At 69.8% G+C, this 18,958-nt stretch carries 17 protein-coding genes; 11 read left to right on the top strand and 6 right to left on the bottom strand.

The genetic code is table 11. From position 1 onward, the window contains the following. The first annotated feature begins 7 nt into the window (after positions 1–7). From NGK70_RS21270 to NGK70_RS21255, 4 genes are all read left to right on the top strand, one after another. Complete coding sequence (locus NGK70_RS21270) at positions 8–1,024, top strand: LysR family transcriptional regulator (protein ID WP_251970468.1); 1,017 nt, start codon at positions 8–10, stop codon at positions 1,022–1,024. A 215-nt stretch (positions 1,025–1,239) separates the two neighbouring features. Beyond that, a complete protein-coding gene (locus NGK70_RS21265) occupies positions 1,240–2,208 on the top strand; it encodes a reverse transcriptase domain-containing protein (RefSeq protein ID WP_251970467.1) in 969 nt (322 codons plus the stop codon). Positions 2,209–2,214: 6 nt separating this feature from the next. Then, the gene (locus NGK70_RS21260; protein ID WP_251970466.1) at positions 2,215–3,615 is read left to right on the top strand and encodes an OLD family protein; all 1,401 of its coding nucleotides are present in this window, start codon (positions 2,215–2,217) and stop codon (positions 3,613–3,615) included. A 68-nt stretch (positions 3,616–3,683) separates the two neighbouring features. After that, positions 3,684–4,040, top strand: a complete 357-nt coding sequence (locus NGK70_RS21255) for a helix-turn-helix domain-containing protein (protein ID WP_310742549.1) — start codon at positions 3,684–3,686, stop codon at positions 4,038–4,040. A gap of 53 nt (positions 4,041–4,093) precedes the next feature. Here the strand turns inward: NGK70_RS21255 and NGK70_RS21250 are convergent, their stop codons facing one another. The 6 genes from NGK70_RS21250 to NGK70_RS21225 form a co-directional block, all read right to left on the bottom strand. After that, complete coding sequence (locus tag NGK70_RS21250) at positions 4,094–5,221, bottom strand: branched-chain amino acid ABC transporter substrate-binding protein (protein ID WP_251970465.1); 1,128 nt, start codon at positions 5,219–5,221, stop codon at positions 4,094–4,096. Positions 5,222–5,409: 188 nt separating this feature from the next. Then, positions 5,410–5,619: a DUF4287 domain-containing protein gene (locus tag NGK70_RS21245; protein ID WP_251970464.1), complete on the bottom strand. Its 210-nt coding sequence runs from the start codon at positions 5,617–5,619 to the stop codon at positions 5,410–5,412. Positions 5,620–5,683: 64 nt separating this feature from the next. Continuing rightward, positions 5,684–6,556 carry a tryptophan 2,3-dioxygenase gene (kynA, locus tag NGK70_RS21240; protein WP_251970463.1) on the bottom strand — a complete coding sequence of 291 codons (873 nt, stop codon included), beginning with the start codon at positions 6,554–6,556 and terminating at the stop codon, positions 5,684–5,686. After that, positions 6,553–7,851, bottom strand: coding sequence for a kynureninase (gene kynU / locus NGK70_RS21235; RefSeq protein WP_251970462.1), 1,299 nt, complete (start codon positions 7,849–7,851; stop codon positions 6,553–6,555). Before kynU ends, kynA begins: the two co-directional genes overlap by 4 nt. 16 nt (positions 7,852–7,867) lie before the next feature. Beyond that, positions 7,868–8,497: an arylformamidase gene (kynB, locus tag NGK70_RS21230; RefSeq protein WP_251970461.1), complete on the bottom strand. Its 630-nt coding sequence runs from the start codon at positions 8,495–8,497 to the stop codon at positions 7,868–7,870. Between the two features lie 68 nt (positions 8,498–8,565). Further along, positions 8,566–9,081, bottom strand: coding sequence for a MarR family winged helix-turn-helix transcriptional regulator (locus NGK70_RS21225; protein WP_251970460.1), 516 nt, complete (start codon positions 9,079–9,081; stop codon positions 8,566–8,568). 109 nt (positions 9,082–9,190) lie between these two features. Between NGK70_RS21225 and NGK70_RS21220 the strand changes: the two genes are divergently transcribed. The 7 genes from NGK70_RS21220 to NGK70_RS21190 all read left to right on the top strand — a co-directional run bounded on the left by NGK70_RS21220 (position 9,191) and on the right by NGK70_RS21190 (position 18,954). Next, entirely contained in the window at positions 9,191–11,536 is a 2,346-nt protein-coding gene (locus NGK70_RS21220; RefSeq protein WP_251970459.1) for a bifunctional salicylyl-CoA 5-hydroxylase/oxidoreductase, read from the top strand. Then, on the top strand, positions 11,533–12,312 hold the full coding sequence (locus NGK70_RS21215; protein WP_251970458.1) for an SDR family NAD(P)-dependent oxidoreductase: 780 nt from the start codon (positions 11,533–11,535) through the stop codon (positions 12,310–12,312). Before NGK70_RS21220 ends, NGK70_RS21215 begins: the two co-directional genes overlap by 4 nt. Before the next feature lie 10 nt (positions 12,313–12,322). Beyond that, positions 12,323–13,186 carry an enoyl-CoA hydratase family protein gene (locus tag NGK70_RS21210; RefSeq protein ID WP_251970457.1) on the top strand — a complete coding sequence of 288 codons (864 nt, stop codon included), beginning with the start codon at positions 12,323–12,325 and terminating at the stop codon, positions 13,184–13,186. A gap of 4 nt (positions 13,187–13,190) precedes the next feature. Next, positions 13,191–14,369, top strand: a complete 1,179-nt coding sequence (locus NGK70_RS21205; protein WP_251970456.1) for an acyl-CoA dehydrogenase family protein — start codon at positions 13,191–13,193, stop codon at positions 14,367–14,369. Beyond that, on the top strand, positions 14,366–15,994 hold the full coding sequence (locus NGK70_RS21200) for an AMP-binding protein (RefSeq protein WP_251970455.1): 1,629 nt from the start codon (positions 14,366–14,368) through the stop codon (positions 15,992–15,994). The genes NGK70_RS21205 and NGK70_RS21200 overlap by 4 nt, the downstream gene beginning before the upstream one ends. Further along, positions 15,991–16,395, top strand: a complete 405-nt coding sequence (locus NGK70_RS21195; RefSeq protein ID WP_251970454.1) for a RidA family protein — start codon at positions 15,991–15,993, stop codon at positions 16,393–16,395. The genes NGK70_RS21200 and NGK70_RS21195 overlap by 4 nt, the downstream gene beginning before the upstream one ends. An 87-nt stretch (positions 16,396–16,482) precedes the next feature. Continuing rightward, a complete protein-coding gene (locus tag NGK70_RS21190) occupies positions 16,483–18,954 on the top strand; it encodes a Lon protease family protein (protein WP_251970453.1) in 2,472 nt (823 codons plus the stop codon). Positions 18,955–18,958: the final 4 nt, after the last annotated feature.

The raw sequence follows: 18,958 nt of genomic DNA, 5'->3' as shown, positions 1-18,958 counted from the left end.
CCATGCCATGGATGAGACTGGCGGTATTCCCGACGACCCCCTCGACCCATTCGATCCCTTCGACCGGCTCGACCCTGCCGCACTCGACCTGAACCTGCTGCGCGTCTTCGCCGCGGTGCACCGCTGCCGCAGCGTCAGCCGCGCCGCCGAGCAGCTCGGCATGAGCCAGCCGGCGGCCAGCAGCGCCATCGCCCGCCTGCGGCGCGAGCTGCGCGACCCGCTGTTCGCCCGCGCCCACCACGGCGTGCGGCCCACGCCGGTGGCCGACCAGCTCGCGCGGGCGGTGTCGCAGGCCTTCGGGCTGCTGGCCGAGGCGCTGGGCGATTCGCTGCGCTTCGACCCCGCCCGCTCGCGCCGGCGCTTCCGCCTGCACCTGAGCGACATCGGCGAGGCGCGCTTCCTGCCCGCGCTGATGGCCGAGCTGGGCCAGCGCGCGCCGGGCGTGACGATCGACTGCCGCGTCGCCGAGCCCGAGCGCCTCCCCGGCCTGCTCGACAGCGGCGAACTCGACTTTGCCTTCGGCTACCTGCCCAGCGTCAACAGCACCGCCGCCACCCAGCGCTGGCCGCTGGTCGAGGACCACTACACCCTGTTGCTGCGCCAAGGCCACCCGCAACAGGCCGCGCTGGCCGCGGCCCGCCACGACGACACCGCCCTGCGCGCGGAGATGGGCCAGCTCGGCTACGGCGTGGTGCGTTCGCACTCCGAGACGCTCGCCATCCTGCAGAGCCTGAACCTCTCCGACCGCGTGCGGCTCTCCGCCTCGCACTTCCTCGCCCTGCCGGCCATCGTGCGCCGCAGCGAGCTGGGCGTCGTGATGCCGGCCGAACTCGCCCGCGAATGGGTGCAAGGCGGCGAGTTCAGCCAGATCGACCTGCCCGGCCACTGGCCGGCCTTCGTCGTCTCGCTGCACGTCTCGCGGCTGCGGCAACCCGACGCGGCGCAGGCCTGGCTGGGGGAGGTGTTGCGGGGGTTGTTTGGGGGCGGGGCGGGACCGGCGGGCGCAACGTCGATTCCGCATTGAGTCTCGATGTCTGGGCCCCGTACCGCGTGAGGGTGACGTCAGCGTAATCTACGACTTGTGCGCGCTCCTATCTCAGGGCATCCAGAGACGGGAACACACACAAGTAGATTCAGACGGCCTAGAGGCTGGCCTGCGCGACCGGAGATACTCCTAGTCAGCCAGCATGAAGTCATGCTAGCGCAAAGCTCCAGCCTCGTCCATCTGACACGCCCAGCATGTCCATTGCAAAGAAGCCGCTGAAGACGCTGTTTGAAGCGATGTTCCATGGCAAGCGCACCTATGCGGATTTCATGCGTGAAGTGTCCGAGGACGACCTTGGGCGCACTCACATCCGGCAGGGAGCCAAGCGACGAGAACTTGTCAGCCCGGGCGATCGCCTCCGGGCCTATCACAGCTTCCTGCGCCTGTTCCTGATCGACTTTCTGCCGGTTCACGAGGGGACTGTGTTCTCGTACCGGAAGGGGGTCAGTGCCCGCGCTGCTGTGGAGCAGCACGCGTTGAGCCGCCACTTCTTCGTCACCGACATCGAATCGTTCTTCCCCAGCCTCTCACGCGACATCGTGCGTGGGACGATCACTGATGCGATGGCGGAGATCCCTATCTCGGACTTGCCGGACCATCTGGAGCATGTGCTCGACCTGCTTTGCGTGGACGATGCATTGCCGATCGGGTTCTCGACCTCACCGGGCCTCAGCAACGCTGCGCTCTACGCCTTCGATGTGGCTTTCCACGCATGCTGCCAGCAGCTTGGAGTGATCTATACGCGGTACGCGGATGACATTGTCTTGTCGTCGGGCGAGTGCGCCGCGGTGGAGTCGGGAGAGGAGGTCCTCAATGACCTGCTCGATCGGATGTTCAGCGGCAAGCTGCGGTTGCACCGTGGCAAGTCGAAGTACTTGCACGTTGGCGGAAAGATCAAGCTTCTGGGCATGGTGCTCCTCCCAAATGGGACCATCTCCGTCGACACGTCCGTCAAGGACGAGATCGAAACCATGCTTCACCTGTACCTCCGGGACCGCGAGCGGTTCAACACCATGCTGGAGGCCGGCCCCGCCAAGACCGAGGCTCGGCTTGCCGGTCTGCTGAACTACGTCAACACCGTGGACCAGTCGTATCTGGAGAAGCTGCGGCGCAAGTACGGCGCCGCAGCGGTTGACATGTTTCTACATCGGTCCTTTGGCTGAGGTTCCATGCGGTTCCAGGTAGACATCAGCGACGTCCGGCCGATCAAGACGCTCACATTCAGCGTGGACCTCGACCGAAACGCACCGCTATGCATCGTTGGCCGCAATGGCGCTGGCAAGACTACCTTGGCGAAGGCGATCATGAACTTCGCACTGTCAGACACGTTCCGGCGCACAACGTCCGATGGCGCGCTGCGTGAGAGCAGCTTTGTGCGTTACGCCCTGGACGATGCGTCGTTCGAATTCACCTACGACCCGGCTGTGGGCACGCTGAGCACTCACCAGCCGGTGCCGAAGTCGCTGCGGTCGTTGATCGCCGTTGAGCTGCCGATGCCCCACGGTCAGCGTTTCAGCTACTTCCACGCGCTCTCCGAGGCAGACGCAGAGATCCGCCGGGAGATCATCCTAGACAACGACACCCGGCCTGATGACCTGATCGGATTCCTGACTCGTATTTACGGCGAAGCGCGATTCGAGAGTTTGCGGGAAGTGAGGTTCTCGCGAGGTGCCTGCTGCTTCTATCGCGTCGATGGCGATCGCTACGTCCGGGAAGACTACTTCAGCTCGGGTGAGTTCTTCCTCGTAAACCTCTTTCGACGACTGCAGTCGGGAACCCGGCTTAACTTCATCGACGAGATCGATATTTCCCTTGATGCAGCGGCTCAGGCGCGCCTGGTCGATGAACTGCGCTTGCTGTGCAAGAAGTTTTCGGTCAACGTCGTGTTCACCAGCCATTCGCTCGCGCTCATGCAAACCCTGCGCGAGGGCGAGTTGCTCTATCTCGAGGCAGCCGGCGAGCAATCGACGCTGGAAGAGCGTTCATTTGCGTATGTGAAGAGTCTGCTGTTCGGGTTCCAGGGCTGGGACAGGTACGTCCTCGTAGAGGACGATGCAGCCAGACTGGTCATTCAGCACCACATTGACAGGTACTGTGTCCCAACTTATTACAACTACATCATTATCCCGGTTGGTGGCGTTCCCCAGGTTGTCAGTCTTCTGCAACGGAACCGTGACCAGGGCTTCCTTGCTCCAGCAGATGCGGTCATCGCGATCTTGGACGGAGACCAGGCTGAAACAGGCAACGCTGCAAAGATCGGCACCTACTGCATGCCGCTTTGGTCGCTCGAGAGCGCGTTTGAGACCGTGTACGACCAACCCGACTTCGCGCCTCGACTGCCGGATAGCGTGTGCGCCGCGCTTCCCGCGAAGGGTGTGAAGGGACGGCAAAAGGCCCTCTTCAAGGCATGCCAACGCGAGCGGCTCCTGCCCGACGTGGAGATCGTCGAACTGGCCTGCGCATCCAAGACTGATGAGATTCAAGCGTTCGCCGAAGAGGTTCTCCGCCCATTCCTGTCGTCTCATAGGGGCGCACCGGGCGTTGTGCCCACGGCAACACCGCAGCCTTAGCTCTCTGGCTACGATCCGACCGGCCGAAGTCGGACATCACGCCCCTGAGATCCAGAACACAGCTAGGCGTGCGACAGCAAACCGGCGAATTGAAGAAGGTGAATCGCGCGATGAGACGGCCCCAATCTCCCATCCTTGAGGCCGTGCATGACACGGCCGTGGGTCTGCACCGGGCCGGCGTCATGGATCAGGTCACGCTGCGTGAATTCGACCAGCTCTGCCTGCCGCCGGTCGAGCCCTTGCAGCCCGAACAAATCAAGCAGATCCGCGAAACCACCCGGGTCAGCCAGGCCGTCTTCGCCCGCCTGCTGAACACCAGCGTATCGACGGTTCAGAAGTGGGAAATCGGCCAGAAGAAGCCGACCGGCACGGCGCTCAAGCTGCTGCATCTGGTGCAAAAGCGCGGGCTCGAAGTGGTTACCTGACCCCCTGTCTCCGGGCGGGCTGCCGCCCCTCCACCGCGTCGAGGGCCGTTGGGTCACAGCCCCTTGAGCGGCACCACGTCACGGCCCTTGAAGGTGAACACGGTCACCGCCGAGGAGCGCAGGTCGTGCTTCTCGTCGTAGGCGTACTCGCCGGCGACGCCCGCGTACTTGCCCTTGGCGATGTGCTCGATGATCTTCTTCGGGTCGGTCGACTGCGTGGCCTGGATCGCGGCGGCCAGCAGGCCCACGCCGTCGTAGAACGCGGCGGCGTAGGTCAGCGGGTCGCGCTTGTACTCGGCGCGGTAGCGCTCGATGAACTTCTGGCCCTTCTCGACCTTGTCGAGCATCGAGCCGCCCTGGGTGCAGTAGGCGTTGATGCCCGTGGCGATCTGCGACAGCGTCACCGTCTCCGACGAGCAGATGCCATCACCGCCCAGCAGCGGCATGCTCAGCCCCAGCGAGCGCATCTGGCGCAGCATCGGGCCGGCCTGCGACGAGTAGCCGCCGTAGAAGATCGCGTCCGCCTTGGTGGCGCGGATGCTGGTCAGGATCGAGGTGAAGTCGGTCGACTTGTCGGTGGTGAACTCGGTGGCCACCACCTTGATGCCCAGGCGCTTGGCCTCCTGCACGAACTCGCGCGCCACGCCCTGGCCGTAGGAGGTGCGGTCGTCGATCACCGCCACGGTCCTGATCTTCAGCTCCTGGCCGGCGTAGGTCGCCATCTTGACGCCCAGCTGGTTGTCGCTGGCGCCGATGCGGAACAGGTTCTGATGGCCCTGCTCGGTCACCTTCGGGTTGGACGCCACCGTCAGCACCACCACGCCTGCGTCCGCGAACACCCGCGAGGCCGGCAGCGTCACGCCCGAGTTGTACGGGCCGACGACGAAGGGGATCTTCTTGTCCACCAGCGTCTGCGCCGCCTGCACGCCCTGCTTCGGGTCGGCCGCGTCGTCGTTCAGGTCCAGCTCGAACAGCACCGGCTTGGCGCCGATCTTGAGGCCGCGGGCATTGATCTCCTTGACGGCCAGCAGCGCGCCATCCCGGTTGTCCGTGCCGTTGGCGGCCTGCGGGCCGGTCAGCGGGCTCATGAACCCGAGCCGGATGCGCTCCTGCGCGTCGGCGGGGGCCGCCAGGCCGAGCCCGGCGATGGCAAGCGCCAGGGTGGCGGTCAAACTCTTCATGGGAAATTCCTTCGGGCGATGCAAGGTCGGTACGCAACCCGCCCCGCTCCGGGCGCCCACCCGGCGAGGCCGGCCGGGATTCTGCCGGAGCGCCTGCCGGCGCCCGTCCCGCGTCACGCACGGCTCTGACCCACGTCAAGGCGTGTGCGATGTGGTGCCGGTCTGTGCTTTGCGGCGGATGGGGGCGTCTAGCGCTTGGTCAGGTGGAACGCCACCAAGGCGTTCGCATGCCCGTGGCCGAGTCCGTGCTCGGACTTGAGCAGGGCGACGAGTTCCATGTGCTTGCGATCGCCGGCCGCCTGGAGGATGCCGAACCAGTGGTCGACGGGGTGGCCGTACTTCTTCTCGATCGACGGGAAGTAGGACGCCGGACCTTGGACTTTCGCAGGGGTGGCCATGGGTCGGATCCTCGTGAAGCCGGCACGGCCTTGCGGACATGCCGTTGGGTGCGTCCGGAGTCTGTCACAGGTCCGTCCTCAGGCGCCACAGCTCCGGGAACAGCACCGTGTCCAGCATCTGGCGCAGGTAGCTGATGCCACCGGTGCCGCCGGTGCCGCGCTTGAAGCCAATGACGCGCTCGACCGTGGTGAGGTGGCGGAAGCGCCAGAGGCGGAAGGCGTCTTCCAGGTCGGTCAGTTCCTCGCCGAGCTGGTACAGGTCCCAGTGTGCCGACGGGTCGCGGTAGACCGTCAGCCAGGCCTGCTCGACCGCGTCGCTGGCGGGGTAGGGCAAGGTCCAGTCGCGTTCGAGGTGGCTGGCCGGCACGGGCAGGCCGCGGCGGGCGAGCAGGCGCAGGGCCTCGTCGTAGAGGCCCGGCGCGCGCCAGGCGGCCTCGACGATGGCCAGCAGGTCCGGCCGGTGGGCGTGGGGCCGGAGCATCGCGGCGTTCTTGTTGCCCAGCGAGAACTCGATGCAGCGGTACTGCCAGCTCTGGAAGCCGCTGCTGTGGCCCAGGTAGGGGCGGATCGCGGAGTACTCGGGCGGCGTCATGGTGGCCAGCACGTCCCAGGCGTGCACCAGCTGCTCCATGATCTTCGAGACGCGCGCCAGCATCTTGAAGGCCGGCGGCAGCGCGTCGCGGGCGATGGCGCCCACGGCGGCGCGCAGCTCGTGCAACATCAGCTTCATCCACAGCTCGGAGGTCTGGTGCTGGACGATGAAGAGCATCTCGTTGTGGTCGGGCGAGAGCGGCTTCTGCGCGTTCAGCACGGCGTCGAGCTGCAGGTAGTCGCCGTAGCTCATGTCGCCCGAGAAGTCGAGCTGGGCGCCCTCGGTGGCGACGATGGATTCGCCGCGCGGGCCGGCGGCCCCCTCGGCGTGGTAGGGACAGGTCATGTCACGGCTCCTTTGTGCGTGAACTGCGGCTGCTGCCATTCGCCACTGGCCAGCACCGCCGCCAGGGCTTCGATCGCGTCGAACACGTCGACGAAGCGGGTGTAGAGCGGCGTGAAGCCGAAGCGCAGCAGGTGCGGTTCGGCGGCGCTGCCATCGCCGGCGCGGTAGTCACCGATCACGCCGCGCGCGATCAGCGCCTGCATCACCGCATACCCGTTGATCGAACCGTCGGTCGGAACGCCCAGCGACACCTGGCTGCCGCGCCGCCCGGCGTCCAGCGGGCTGTGGATCGTCAGGCCCGAACCGGCCAGGCGCTCGCGCACCAGCGCGATGAACAGCTCAGACAGCGCGACCGACTTGGCCCGCAGCGCCGCCATACCGCCCAGCGGCTCGGCGGTCAGCAGGCTGTCCACGCCGCACTCCAGCGCGCTCAGGCCGATCACCGAAGGCGTGCCGCAGAGGTAGCGGCCGATGCCCGGCGCCGGCCGGTAGCCAGGCTCGAAGACGAAGGGCGCGGCGTGACCCATCCAGCCCGACAGCGGCTGCCAGAAGCGGTCGGCGTGGCGCGGGTGCGCCCAGACGAAGGCGGGCGCGCCGGGGCCGCCGTTGAGGTATTTGTAGCCGCAGCCCACGGCGAAGTCTGCATTGGCAGCGTTCAGATCCACCGGCACCGCACCCGCCGAATGCGCCAGGTCCCAGAGCATCAGCGCGCCGGCGGCGTGCGCCAGTGCCGTCACCGCCGCCATGTCGGCCATGCGCCCACTGCGGTAGTTGACCTGGGTGAGCATCAGGATGGCGACGTCGGGCCCAAGGCGCGCCGGAATCGCGTCGATGTCCAGCAGCTCCAGCGTCAGGCCGTGCTGCGCGGCCACCGATTCGGCGATGTAGAGGTCGGTCGGGAAGTTGCTGCGCTCGGAGACGATCACCGTGCGGCGCGGGTCGTCGGCGCGGGCGATCTGTGCCGTGGCGCTGAGCACCTTGAACAGGTTGACCGAGGTGGAATCGGCCACCACCAGCTCGCCGGGCTTGGCGCCCACCAGCCGGGCGATCTTGTCGCCCACGCGCTGCGGCAGCGTGATCCAGCCGGCGCTGTTCCAGCTGCGGATCAGGCCCTGGCCCCACTCGGCGGTGACGACTTCCTGCACCCGCGCGGCGGTGGTGGCGGGCAGCACGCCCAGCGAGTTGCCGTCGAGGTAGTTGACGCCCTCGGGCAGCGTGAACTGCACGCGCAGCGGCGCCAGCGGGTCGGCCGCATCGCGCGCGGCGCAGGCGGCTCGGGTGATCGGCTCGGTCATTGTCTTGCCTCCAGGTTCACAAGGCGCGCAGCACCGCACGGACCGGTGATGCGCAGGCGCCGGCCAGCTTCAGTGGCAGTGCGATCAATTCGTAGTCGCCCTCGGGCACGGCATCCAGCACCAGGTTTTCCAGCACGCGCAGGTCGTGCCGGCGCAGGACCTGGTGGGCCTCCAGCGTCTTGCTGTCGGCCGGATCGACCGAGGGCGTGTCGATGCCGACCAGCCGCACGCCGCGCTCGGCCAGCCAGGTCAGCGCCTCGGGCGCGAAGGCGCTGAAGGCGGGGTTCCAGACGGTGTCGGCGCGCGCGCAGCTGCGCAGCAGCACGCGTGGCGGCAGGCCGGACTCGGCGTGGCGCAGCTGCTCGATGCCGATCAGCGGGCCGCAGCCGATGGCGTGGATCACCCGGCAGGGGCCAAGGTAGGCGTCCAGCTCGACCGCGTCGATCGACGCCGCGCCATCGGCGTAGTGCAATGGGGCGTCGGCGTGGGCGCCGATGTGCGGCGACAGCGTCAGCGCGCTGAGGTTGACCGGGCAATCGGGGCCGAGGCGGGCGGTCCAGCGCAGCGCGTAGGGCTCGTCGCCGGGGAAGATCGGCGCCTCGGCGCTGACCAGCGGCGAGATGTCGAAAAGCGCGGGGGTGTTCATGGGGCTGCGACGCTAAGGCGGTTCCGGACGGCGTGGTGTCGGTTCGTTCCAACAGGGCGGGCCAACCCTCATCCGCTGCGCGGTGGCCGCGTGCGCAGCCGGCCCAGCAGCTCGTAGAGCTGCTGCTGCTCGGGCAGGGGCAGGCCCTCGAACAGCGAGCGGATCCATTGCTCGTGCTCGACGGCCATCGCGGCGAAGTCCTCCCGGCCGCGGGCGGTGAGCACGACGCGCCAGGAGCGGCCGTCCTGCGGGTCGGCTTGGCGTTCGACCAGGCCGTCGGCCTCCAGCTGGGTGGTCAGCCCGGTGACGTTGCCGCCGGTGACCATCAGGCAGCGCGACAGCGCGCTCATGCGCAGGCCCTCGGGGTGGCGCTCCAGCTGGGCCAGGTAGTCGAAGCGCGCCAGCGTGGTGCCAAAGCGCTCGCGCAGCCGGCTGCGGATGTCCTGCTCGATCTGCGTGGTGCAGGCCAGCAGGCGCAGCCAGGTGCGCACGGCCAGGTGGTCGTCGTCGGCGGCGCGCGATTCCAGGCCGGGATGCGGTTCGTCCTGCGGAGGCAGGAGGGCAGGGCGCAGGGCGGGCTTCATGGCGGTGCGGGCGGTGTCGGGTGGGCTCAGGGTTTCAATGTACTTTAGTCCTAAAGCTTTAGAACTAAACTAAAACCCGAACCCGCAATGCGCCCTGGAGTGACCCAGCATGAAGATCGTCTGCATCGGTGGCGGCCCGGCCGGCCTGTACTTCGCGCTGCTGATGAAGCAGCTCGACCCCGCGCACGACATCACCGTGGTCGAGCGCAACCGGCCCTACGACACCTTCGGCTGGGGCGTGGTGTTCTCGGACGCGACGATGGACCACATGCGCCAGTGGGACGCGGTGACGGCCGACGAGATCCAGCAGGCCTTCAACCACTGGGACGACATCGAGCTGTGGTTCAAGGGCCGGCGCATCCGCTCGGGTGGCCACGGCTTCGTCGGCATCGGCCGCAAGAAGCTGCTCAACATCCTGCAGGCGCGCTGCGAGGCGCTGGGGGTGGAGCTGGTGTTCGACACCGAGGCGGAGTCGGACCTGGACTACGCCGATGCCGACCTCGTCATCGCCAGCGACGGCATCCACTCGAAGATCCGCGGCCGCTACGCCGAGGCCTTCCGCCCCGACATCGTCACCCGGCCGAACCGCTACATCTGGCTGGGCACGAAGCGGCTGTACGACGCCTTCACCTTCGACTTCCAGCGCACCGAGCACGGCTGGTTTCAGGCGCACATCTACAAGTTCGACGAGACGACCAGTACCTTCATCGTCGAGTGCCCGGAGCACGTCTGGCTGGCGCATGGCCTGGACCGGGCCGACCCGGCCGAATCGATCGCCTTCTGCGAGCGCCTGTTTGCCGACAACCTGCAGGGCGAGCGGCTGCTGAGCAACCTGCGCCACCTGCGCGGCTCGGCCTGGCTGAACTTCCAGCGCGTGGTCTGCGGCCAGTGGTGGCTGAAGAACGAGCATGGCAGCCACGTGGTGCTGGTGGGCGACGCGGTGCACACAGCGCACTTCGCCATCGGCTCGGGCACCAAGCTGGCGCTGGAGGACGCGATCGAGCTGGTGCGGCAGTTCAAGCTGCTGGGCCCCACCTCGGGCGATTCGCCCGAGCACCTCGGTGAGGTGCTGACCCGCTACCAGGCCGAGCGCAGCGTGGAAACCCTGCGCCTGCAGAACGCGGCCTGGAACGCGATGGAGTGGTTCGAGGTCTGTGGCGCGCGCTACTGCGACCAGCTGGAGCCCGAGCAGTTCATGTACTCGATGCTCACGCGCAGCCAGCGCATCAGCCACGAGAACCTGCGCCTGCGCGACGCTGGCTGGCTGGAGGGCTATGAGCGCTGGTTCGCCGGACGAGCCGGCCTGGATGCCGCGCAGGCCGTGCCGCCGATGTTCACGCCCTTCACGCTCAAGGGCCTGCGGCTGAAGAACCGCGTCGTCGTCTCGCCGATGGCGCAGTACAGCGCCGTCGATGGCCTGGTCGGCGACTACCACCTGGTGCACCTGGGCGCGCGCGCCCTGGGCGGCGCCGCGCTGGTGATGGCCGAGATGACCTGCGTGAGCCCCGAGGCGCGCATCACCCCCGGCTGCCCGGGCCTATGGAACGACGCGCAGGGCGAAGCCTGGCGGCGCATCGTGCAGTGGGTGCATGCGCACAGCGACGCCGCCATCGGCGTGCAGATCGGCCATGCGGGGCCGAAGGGCTCGACCTGCGTGCCCTGGCAAGAGGGCGGCATGGACCAGCCGCTGCCCGTCGGCAACTGGCCGCTGCTGGCCGCCAGCGCGCAGCCCTACCTGCCGATCGACAAGGGGGGCCAGCTGCCCCGCGCCATGACCCGCGCCGACATGGACCGGGTGCAGGCGGACTTCGTTGCCGCCGCCACCCGCGCCGCCGAGGCCGGCTTCGACTGGCTGGAGCTGCACTGCGCGCACGGCTACCTGCTCTCCAGCTTCATCTCGCCGCTGACCAACCACCGCACGGATGCGTACGGCGGCCCGCTGGAAAAGCGCCTGCGCTGGCCGCTGGAGGTCTTCGCCGCGGTGCGCGCGGCCTGGCCGGCCGAACGGCCGCTGTCGGTGCGCATCTCGGCGCACGACTGGGTGGACGGCGGCCTGACGCCGGCCGATGCGGTGGAGGTGGCCCGCGCCTTCAAGGCGGCCGGGGCCGACCTGATCGACGTCTCCTCCGGCCAGGTCTCGCCGGACCAGCGGCCCACCTACGGGCGCATGTACCAGACGCCCTTTGCCGACCGCATCCGCCAGGAAGCCGGCATCGCCACGATGGCGGTGGGCGCGATCAGCGAGGCCGACCACGTCAACTCGATCATCGCCGCCGGCCGCGCCGACCTCTGCGCCGTGGGCCGCCCGCACCTGGCCAACCCGGCCTGGACCCTGGCCGAGGCGGCGCGCATCGGCTACACGCCGATCGCCTGGCCGAAGCAGCTGGTCTCGGGCAAGTCGCAGATGGAAGCGCTGGCGCAGCGCGCCGCGCAGCAGGCCGGAGCGGTGAAGTGACGGGCCGGCACATCGTGATCACCGGCGCGGCGCGCGGCATCGGCGCCGCGATCGCCCACCTGCTGGCGGCCGACGGCCACCGGCTGACGCTGCTGGGCCGTCGCCTGGACGCGCTGCAGGCGCTGGCCGCCAGCCTGCCGCCCCCCGCGGAGGGACGGGAAGGGCGGCACCACTGCGTCGTCGCCGACGTGGCCGACGAGGCCCAGGTGCAGGCCGCCTTCGACAGCGCGCGCGCCGCGCTGGGCCCGGTCTGGGGCCTGGTCAACAACGCCGGCCAGGCACAGAGCGCGCCGCTGCACCGCACCTCTGCGGAGCTGTGGCAGCGCATGCTGGCGGTCAACCTGACCGGCTCCTTCCTGTGCTGCCGCGCGGCGCTGGCCGACCTGCGGGCCGGCGGGCAGGGCCGCATCGTCAACATCGCCAGCACCGCCGGCCAGCGCGGCTATGCCTACGTGGCGGCCTACAGCGCCGCCAAGCACGGCGTGGTGGGGCTGACGCGCTCGATGGCGCTGGAGCTGGCGGCCAGCGGCGTCACCGTCAACGCGGTGTGCCCCGGCTACACCGAGACCGACCTGCTGCGCGACAGCGTGGCCAACGTGGTGGCCCAGACCGGCCGCACGCCCGAACAGGCGCGCGCCGAGTTCGCCGCCAGCAACCCGCAGCGCCGCCTGGTTCAGCCCGAGCAGGTGGCCGACGCGGTGCGCTGGCTGCTGGGAGCCGGCGCGTCGGCGATCACCGGCCAATGCATCTCCGTCTCCGGCGGCGAAGTCATGTGAGGACACACCGATGAGCAACACGACATCCACCGACATCGATCCCGGCCTGCTCGCCGGCAACCGCCGAGCGCTGGCCGGCTACCGGGCCACCCACTTCCGCTGGGAGGTGCACGGCGCCGTGGCCATCATCACGCTCAACCGCCCGGAGCGCAAGAACCCACTGACCTTCGAGAGCTACGCCGAACTGCGCGACCTGTTCCGGGCGCTGAAGTACGCCGACGACATCCACGCCGTGGTGCTGGCGGGCGCGGGCAACAACTTCTGCTCCGGCGGCGACGTGCACGAGATCATCGGCCCGCTGGTGCGCCTGGCCGCGCCCGAGCTGCTGATGTTCACCCGCATGACCGGCGATCTGGTGGGCGCGATGCGCGCCTGCCCGCAACCCATCGTCGCCGCACTCGATGGCGTCTGCGCCGGCGCCGGGGCGATCCTGGCCATGGCCTCGGACCTGCGCCTGGGCACGGCGCGCTCGAAGACCGCCTTCCTGTTCAACCGCGTCGGCCTGGCCGGCTGCGACATGGGCGCCTGCGCGATCCTGCCCCGCCTCATCGGCCAGGGCCGCGCCAGCGAGCTGCTCTACACCGGCCGCACCCTGGGCGGCGAAGAGGGCGAGCGCTGGGGCTGGCTGAACCGGCTGGTCGCGCCCGAGGCGCTGCTGGCCGAGGCGCAGGCGCTGGCCGCGCAGCTCTGCGAGGGGCCGACCTTCGCCAACGGCATCACCAAGACCATGCTGCACCAGGAGTGGGCGATGACGGTGGACCAGGCCATCGAGGCCGAGGCGCAGGCGCAGGCGCTGTGCATGCTGACCCACGACTTCCGGCGCGCCTACGAGGCCTTCGCCGCCAAGCAGCGGCCGGTGTTCCAGGGGAACTGACGCGATGGCCGACACCGCCTACCTCGACTGGCCCTTCCTCGACGACCGCCACCGCGCGCTTGCGGTCGAGCTGGACGCCTGGGCCACGGCCCACGTGCCCCACCAACACGGCCTGGACGTGGACGCCGAGTGCCGCGCGTTGGTGAAGTTGCTCGGCGCCGCCGGCTGGCTGCGCCACGCGGTGGGCGGCACCGCCCACGGCGGCGCGGCCGAGGTGATCGACACCCGCAGCATCTGCCTGATCCGCGAGACCCTGGCGCGCCACAGCGGGCTGGCCGACTTTGCCTTCGCCATGCAGGGCCTGGGCTCGGGGGCGATCAGCCTGGCCGGCTCGCCCGAGCAGCGCGCCGCCTGGCTGCCCAAGGTGGCCGCCGGCGAGGCGATCAGTGCCTTCGCGCTGTCCGAGCCCGAGGCCGGCTCCGACGTGGCGGCGCTGGCCTGTGCCGCGCGGCGGGAATCGTCGAATGGGGGCGACGGCTACGTGCTCGACGGCGAGAAGACCTGGATCAGCAATGGCGGCATCGCCGATGTCTACGTGGTCTTTGCCCGCACCGGCGAGGCGCCCGGCGCCCGCGGGATCAGCGCCTTCATCGTGCCGGCCGGCACACCCGGCTTCGAGATCGCCGAGCGCATCGACGTGATCGCGCCTCACCCGTTGGCACGGCTGCGCTTCAGCGGCTGCCGCATCCCGGCGAGCGCACGCATCGGCGCGGCGGGCGAAGGGTTCAAGGTGGCGATGCGCACGCTGGACGTGTTCCGCACCTCGGTGGCCGCCGCCGCGCTGGGTTTTGCCCGCCGGGCGCTGGACGAGGGCCTGCGGCGCGCGACCACCCGCAAGATGTTCGGCGGCGTGCTGGCCGACTTCCAGCTCACCCAGGCCAAGCTGGCGCAGATGGCCACCACGATCGACTCGGCCGCGCTGCTGACCTACCGCGCTGCCTGGCAGCGTGACCAGGGCCGCAACGTGACCCGCGAGGCGGCGATGGCCAAGATGGTGGCCACCGAGGGCGCGCAGCAAGTGATCGACGCGGCGGTGCAGCTCTGGGGCGGCCTGGGCGTGGTCAGCGAGCAGCCGGTGGAGCGGCTCTACCGCGAGATCCGTGCGCTGCGCATCTATGAAGGGGCGACCGAGGTGCAGCAGCTCATCATCGCCCGCGAGTTGCTGAAGGAGGTGAGCGCATGATCCGCAGTGCACACCAGGACACCTTTGCGCGGGAACACCTGCCGGCCCCCGAGGCGCAGCCGCAGTTCCTCTTCGATCGGCCCGAGCTGCAGTTCCCCGAGCGGCTGAACTGCGCCAGCGAGCTGCTGGACCGACACATCGCCGAGGGCCGGGGCGACCGGGTGGTGATTCGCGCGCCCGGCGGCTTGGTCTGGACCTACGCCGAGCTGCAGGACCGGGCCAACCGCATCGCCGAGGTGCTGGTCGGCGAGATGGGCCTCGTGCCCGGCAACCGCGTGCTGCTGCGCGCGCCGAACAACCCGATGCTGGCGGCCTGCTGGTTCGGCGTGATCAAGGCGGGCGGCATCGCGGTGGGCACCATGCCGCTGCTGCGCGCCAAGGAGCTCAAGGCCATCATCGAGAAAGGCCAGGTCACACACGCGCTGTGTGATGTGCAACTGGCCGAGGAGCTGGCGATGGCGCGGCCCGAGGTGCCGGTGCTGCGGCAGCTGCGCCACTTCAGCGGGGACGGGTCGGACCTCTCGCCCGACGGACTGGAGGCTGCGATGGCCCGGCAGAGCGGGCACTTCACCCACGTGGACACCGCGGCGGACGACTGCTGCCTCTTCGCCTTCACCTCCGGCACCACCGGCATCCCGAAGGCGACGATGCACTTCCACCGCGACGTGATGGCGGTGTGCGCGGGCTTCCCGCGCCACATCCTGCGGCCCCGAGCGGACGATGTCTTCATCGGCAGTCCGCCGCTGGCCTTCACCTTCGGCCTGGGCGGCCTGCTGCTGTTCCCGATGACCGTGGGCGCGAGCACCGTGCTGCTGGAGAAGGCCGGCCCGCCGCAGCTGCTGGACGGCATCCAGGCCTTCGGCGCCACCACCCTGTTCACCGCGCCCACCACCTACCGCACGCTGGCCGCGCGCGGCACCGAGCTGCGCCGCACGCCGCTGCGCCAGTGCGTCTCGGCCGGCGAGGTGCTGCCCGCCGCCACCCGCGCGCAGTGGAAGGACGCCACGGGCATCGAGCTGATCGACGGCATCGGTGCCACCGAGCTGCTGCACATCTTCATCTCGGCCGACGAGGCCCACAGCCGCCCCGGCGCCACCGGTCGCGCAGTGCCGGGCTACCGCGCCCGGGTGGTGGATGACGACGGCCGCGAGGTTCCGCCTGGCACGGTCGGCAAGCTGGCAGTGCAGGGCCCCACGGGCTGCCGCTACCTGGACGACGCGCGCCAGGCAGGCTACGTCCGTGACGGCTGGAACCTCACCGGCGACGCCTACCTGATGGACGCCGACGGCTACTTCTTCTATCAGGCGCGCACCGACGACATGATCGTCTCGGCCGGCTACAACATCGCCAGCCCGGAGGTGGAGGATGCGCTCATGACCCACCCAGCGGTCGCCGAGTGCGCCGTGATCGGCGTGCCCGACGAGCAGCGCGGCCAGATCGTCAAGGCCTTCGTGGTGCTGCGGCCGGGCCAGGTGGGCGATGACGCGATGGCCCGGCTGCTGCAGGATCATGTCAAGCAGGCCATCGCGCCCTACAAGTACCCGCGCGCCGTTGCCTTCCGCAGCGACCTGCCGCGCACCCAGACCGGCAAGCTGCAGCGCTTCAAGCTCAAGGATTCGCAATGACCAAGCAAGTGCTGCAACCGGCTGGCTGGGCCGTGCCCAAGGGCTACGCCAATGGCGTGGCCGCCAGCGGCAGGCTGGTCTTCGTGGCCGGCCAGATCGGCTGGAACGCCGCCAGCCAGTTCGACAGCGACGATCTGGTCGACCAGGCCCGCCAGGCGCTGCTGAACGTGCGTGCGGTGCTGGCCGAGGCCGGCGCCGGCCCCGAGCACATCTGCCGCATGACCTGGTACCTGATGGACAAGCGCGACTACCTCGCCCGTGCCGCCGACATCGGCCGCGCCTACCGGGAGGTGCTGGGCCGCGAGTTCGCCGTCGCGATGAGCGCCGTGCAGGTAGCGGCGCTGGTGGAGGACCGCGCGAAGGTGGAAATCGAGGTGACGGCGGTGGTGCCCGGCGGTTGAGGCAGTCTGCCACGGTGGCTTTGGCGGAGGGAGGCAGCGCACAATCGAGCGACTCTCTCGCTTCCCAGCCGCCCACCGGCCCGCTCCATGCCCGCTGTCTCCCTCCCGCCCGCCGCCCTGCGCCTGACGATCGATCCGGCGTCGCTGCCCTTTGCCGACACCGCCGAGCTGATCGGGCAGCCGCTGCCCTGGATCGGCCAGGAGCGGGCCGAGCAGGCGGCGCGGTTCGGGCTGACGATGCAGGCGCCGGACTACCACCTGTTCGTGCTGGGCGAGGTGGGCACGGGCCGCAGCACGCTGATGCAGCAGATGATGCGCGAGGTGGCGGCGAGCCGGCCGGTGCCGCCGGACCTGGTTTACCTGCACCACTTCGAAAACCCCGAGCAGCCGCGCGCGCTGCGCCTGCCCGCCGGCGAGGGGCGGCTGCTGCGCCAGCTGATGGGCGACTTTGCCAAGACGCTGCACGAGCAGATCCCGAAGCGGCTGGCGTCACCGGAGGCCAAGGCAGCCATCGAGCGCATCGAGGCTGCGGCGCAGGCCGAGGACGAGCGCACCTTTGTCGAGCTGGCGGCCTGTGCCGAGGCGCACCACTTCGCGCTGCTGCGCGAGGAGGGCCACTTCATCTTCACCCAGCGCGACGAGGCCGGCGAGCCGCTCACCGCCGCCAAGGTGCTGACGCTGAGCCTGGCGCAGCGCGCCGCCAACGAGGCGGCCGAGGCGGCGCTGCGTGCGGAGATCGCGCCGCACCTGGAGGCGATGCAGGTGCGCGAGCTGGCCAAGCGCGAGGCGCTGGCGGCACTGCGGCGGCAGATGGTCAAGCCGCTGCTGGAGCATGCGCTGCAGGCCATCCGCGCGGCGCTGCGCAAGCAGATCAAGGACGGGCGCAAGCTGGCGCAGTACCTCGACGGCGTGCAGGCGGACGTGCTGGACAACCTGGCGCTGTTCCAGCCTGCCGCCGTGGACGGCGATGTGGACGAGGCCGAGCGCGTCGCCGGGCTGATGGCGCTGACGGCGCGGCTGCGCGTCAACGTGGTGGTCGACCACGCCGAGGCCCACCACGCGCAGCAGGGCGCGCCGGTGATCGTCGATGACAACCCGACGTGGCGCTCCCTGTTCGGCAGCATCGAGTACGAGAGCGAGAACGACGTGCTGGTCACCGACTTCTCGCGCATCCGCGCCGGCAGCCTGCTCAAGGCGCATGGCGGCTTCCTGCTGCTGCACCTGCGTGACCTGATGAGCGACCCGCAGGTCTGGGAGAAGCTGCGCCGCTTCCTGCGCAGCGGGCGGCTGCAGATCGAGGAGCCGGGGCTGGCGGTGGCGCCGATCTCGGCGGTGTCGCTGCAGCCCGAGCCAGTGGACGTGCAGGTCAAGATCGTGCTGATCGCCTCGGTGGAGGAGTACTACCTGGTGCAGGAGGGCGACCCGGAGTTCGCCCGGCGCTTTCGCTGCAAGGTGGACTTTGCCGAGAGCTTCGGCGCCTCGCCCGGCTCCTACCTGGCCAGCGCGATCTTCGTGGCCCAGCTCTGCGAGCAGCACGGCCTGCCGCAGGCCTCGGCCGCGGCGGTGGCGGCGCTGATCGAGGCGACCCACCGCGAGGCGGAGGACCAGCGCCGCCAGAGCGCGCTGTTCGGCCGCACCGAGGCGCTGCTGCTGGAAGCAGCCGCCCTGGCCCAGGCACGCGGCGCGGCGCGGGTGGCCCCTGAGGACCTGCTGGCCGCCCGGCAGGCGCAGCGCCACCGCCACGACTACCCCGAGCAGCGCCTGCAGGAGAGCATCGTCGACGGCGAGCGGCTGATCGCCGCCAGCGGCGAGCGCGTGGGCCAGGTCAACGGGCTGACGGTGGTCGACCCCGGCGACCACGCCTTCGGCTTCCCGGTGCGGGTGACCGCGCGCAGCCACGCGGGCGAAGAGGGCCTGCTGGACATCCAGCGCGAGGTGGAGATGGCCGGGCCGATCCACAGCAAGGGCGTGCTGATCCTGCACAGCCACCTGGCGGCGCTGTTCGCGCACATCGCGCCGCTGGCGATGAACGGCTCGGTGGTCTTCGAGCAGGAGTACAGCGGCGTGGAGGGCGACTCGGCCTCCTGCGCCGAGTTCTACGCGCTGCTGTCCAGCCTGGCGGGCACGCCGCTGCGCCAGGGCATCGCGGTGACGGGGGCGATCAACCAGCACGGCGAGATGCTGCCGGTGGGCGGCATCAACGAGAAGGTCGAGGGCTGGTTCCGCACCTGCGAGGGCCTGGGGCTGGACGGCCGCCAGGGCGTGCTGATCCCGGCGCGCAACGCCCACCACCTGATGCTCGACGAGCGGGTGGTCGAGGCGGTGGCCGCAGGGCGATTCCACCTCTACACCGCCGATTCGGCCGCCGAGGGCATGGAGCTGCTCACCGGGCTGGCCTATGGCGCGCTGGAGCACGGCAGCTACCCGCCGGGCACGGTGCTGGGCCGGGCGCAGCGCACGCTGCAGGCCTACCGCCGCGCCTGCGAGGGGCCCGACGAGGGGCACGCGGGGCGCGGCCACCGCCACCCGGGCGGGGTGCGGGGCTGGCCGCGGCGCTGAGCCG

It is taken from the genome of Sphaerotilus microaerophilus (genome assembly GCF_023734135.1).
In the GTDB taxonomy this organism is placed as follows: domain Bacteria; phylum Pseudomonadota; class Gammaproteobacteria; order Burkholderiales; family Burkholderiaceae_C; genus Sphaerotilus; species Sphaerotilus microaerophilus.
Note: the sequence above shows the minus strand (reverse complement) of the source record. Positions and strands in the feature narration are given on the sequence as shown.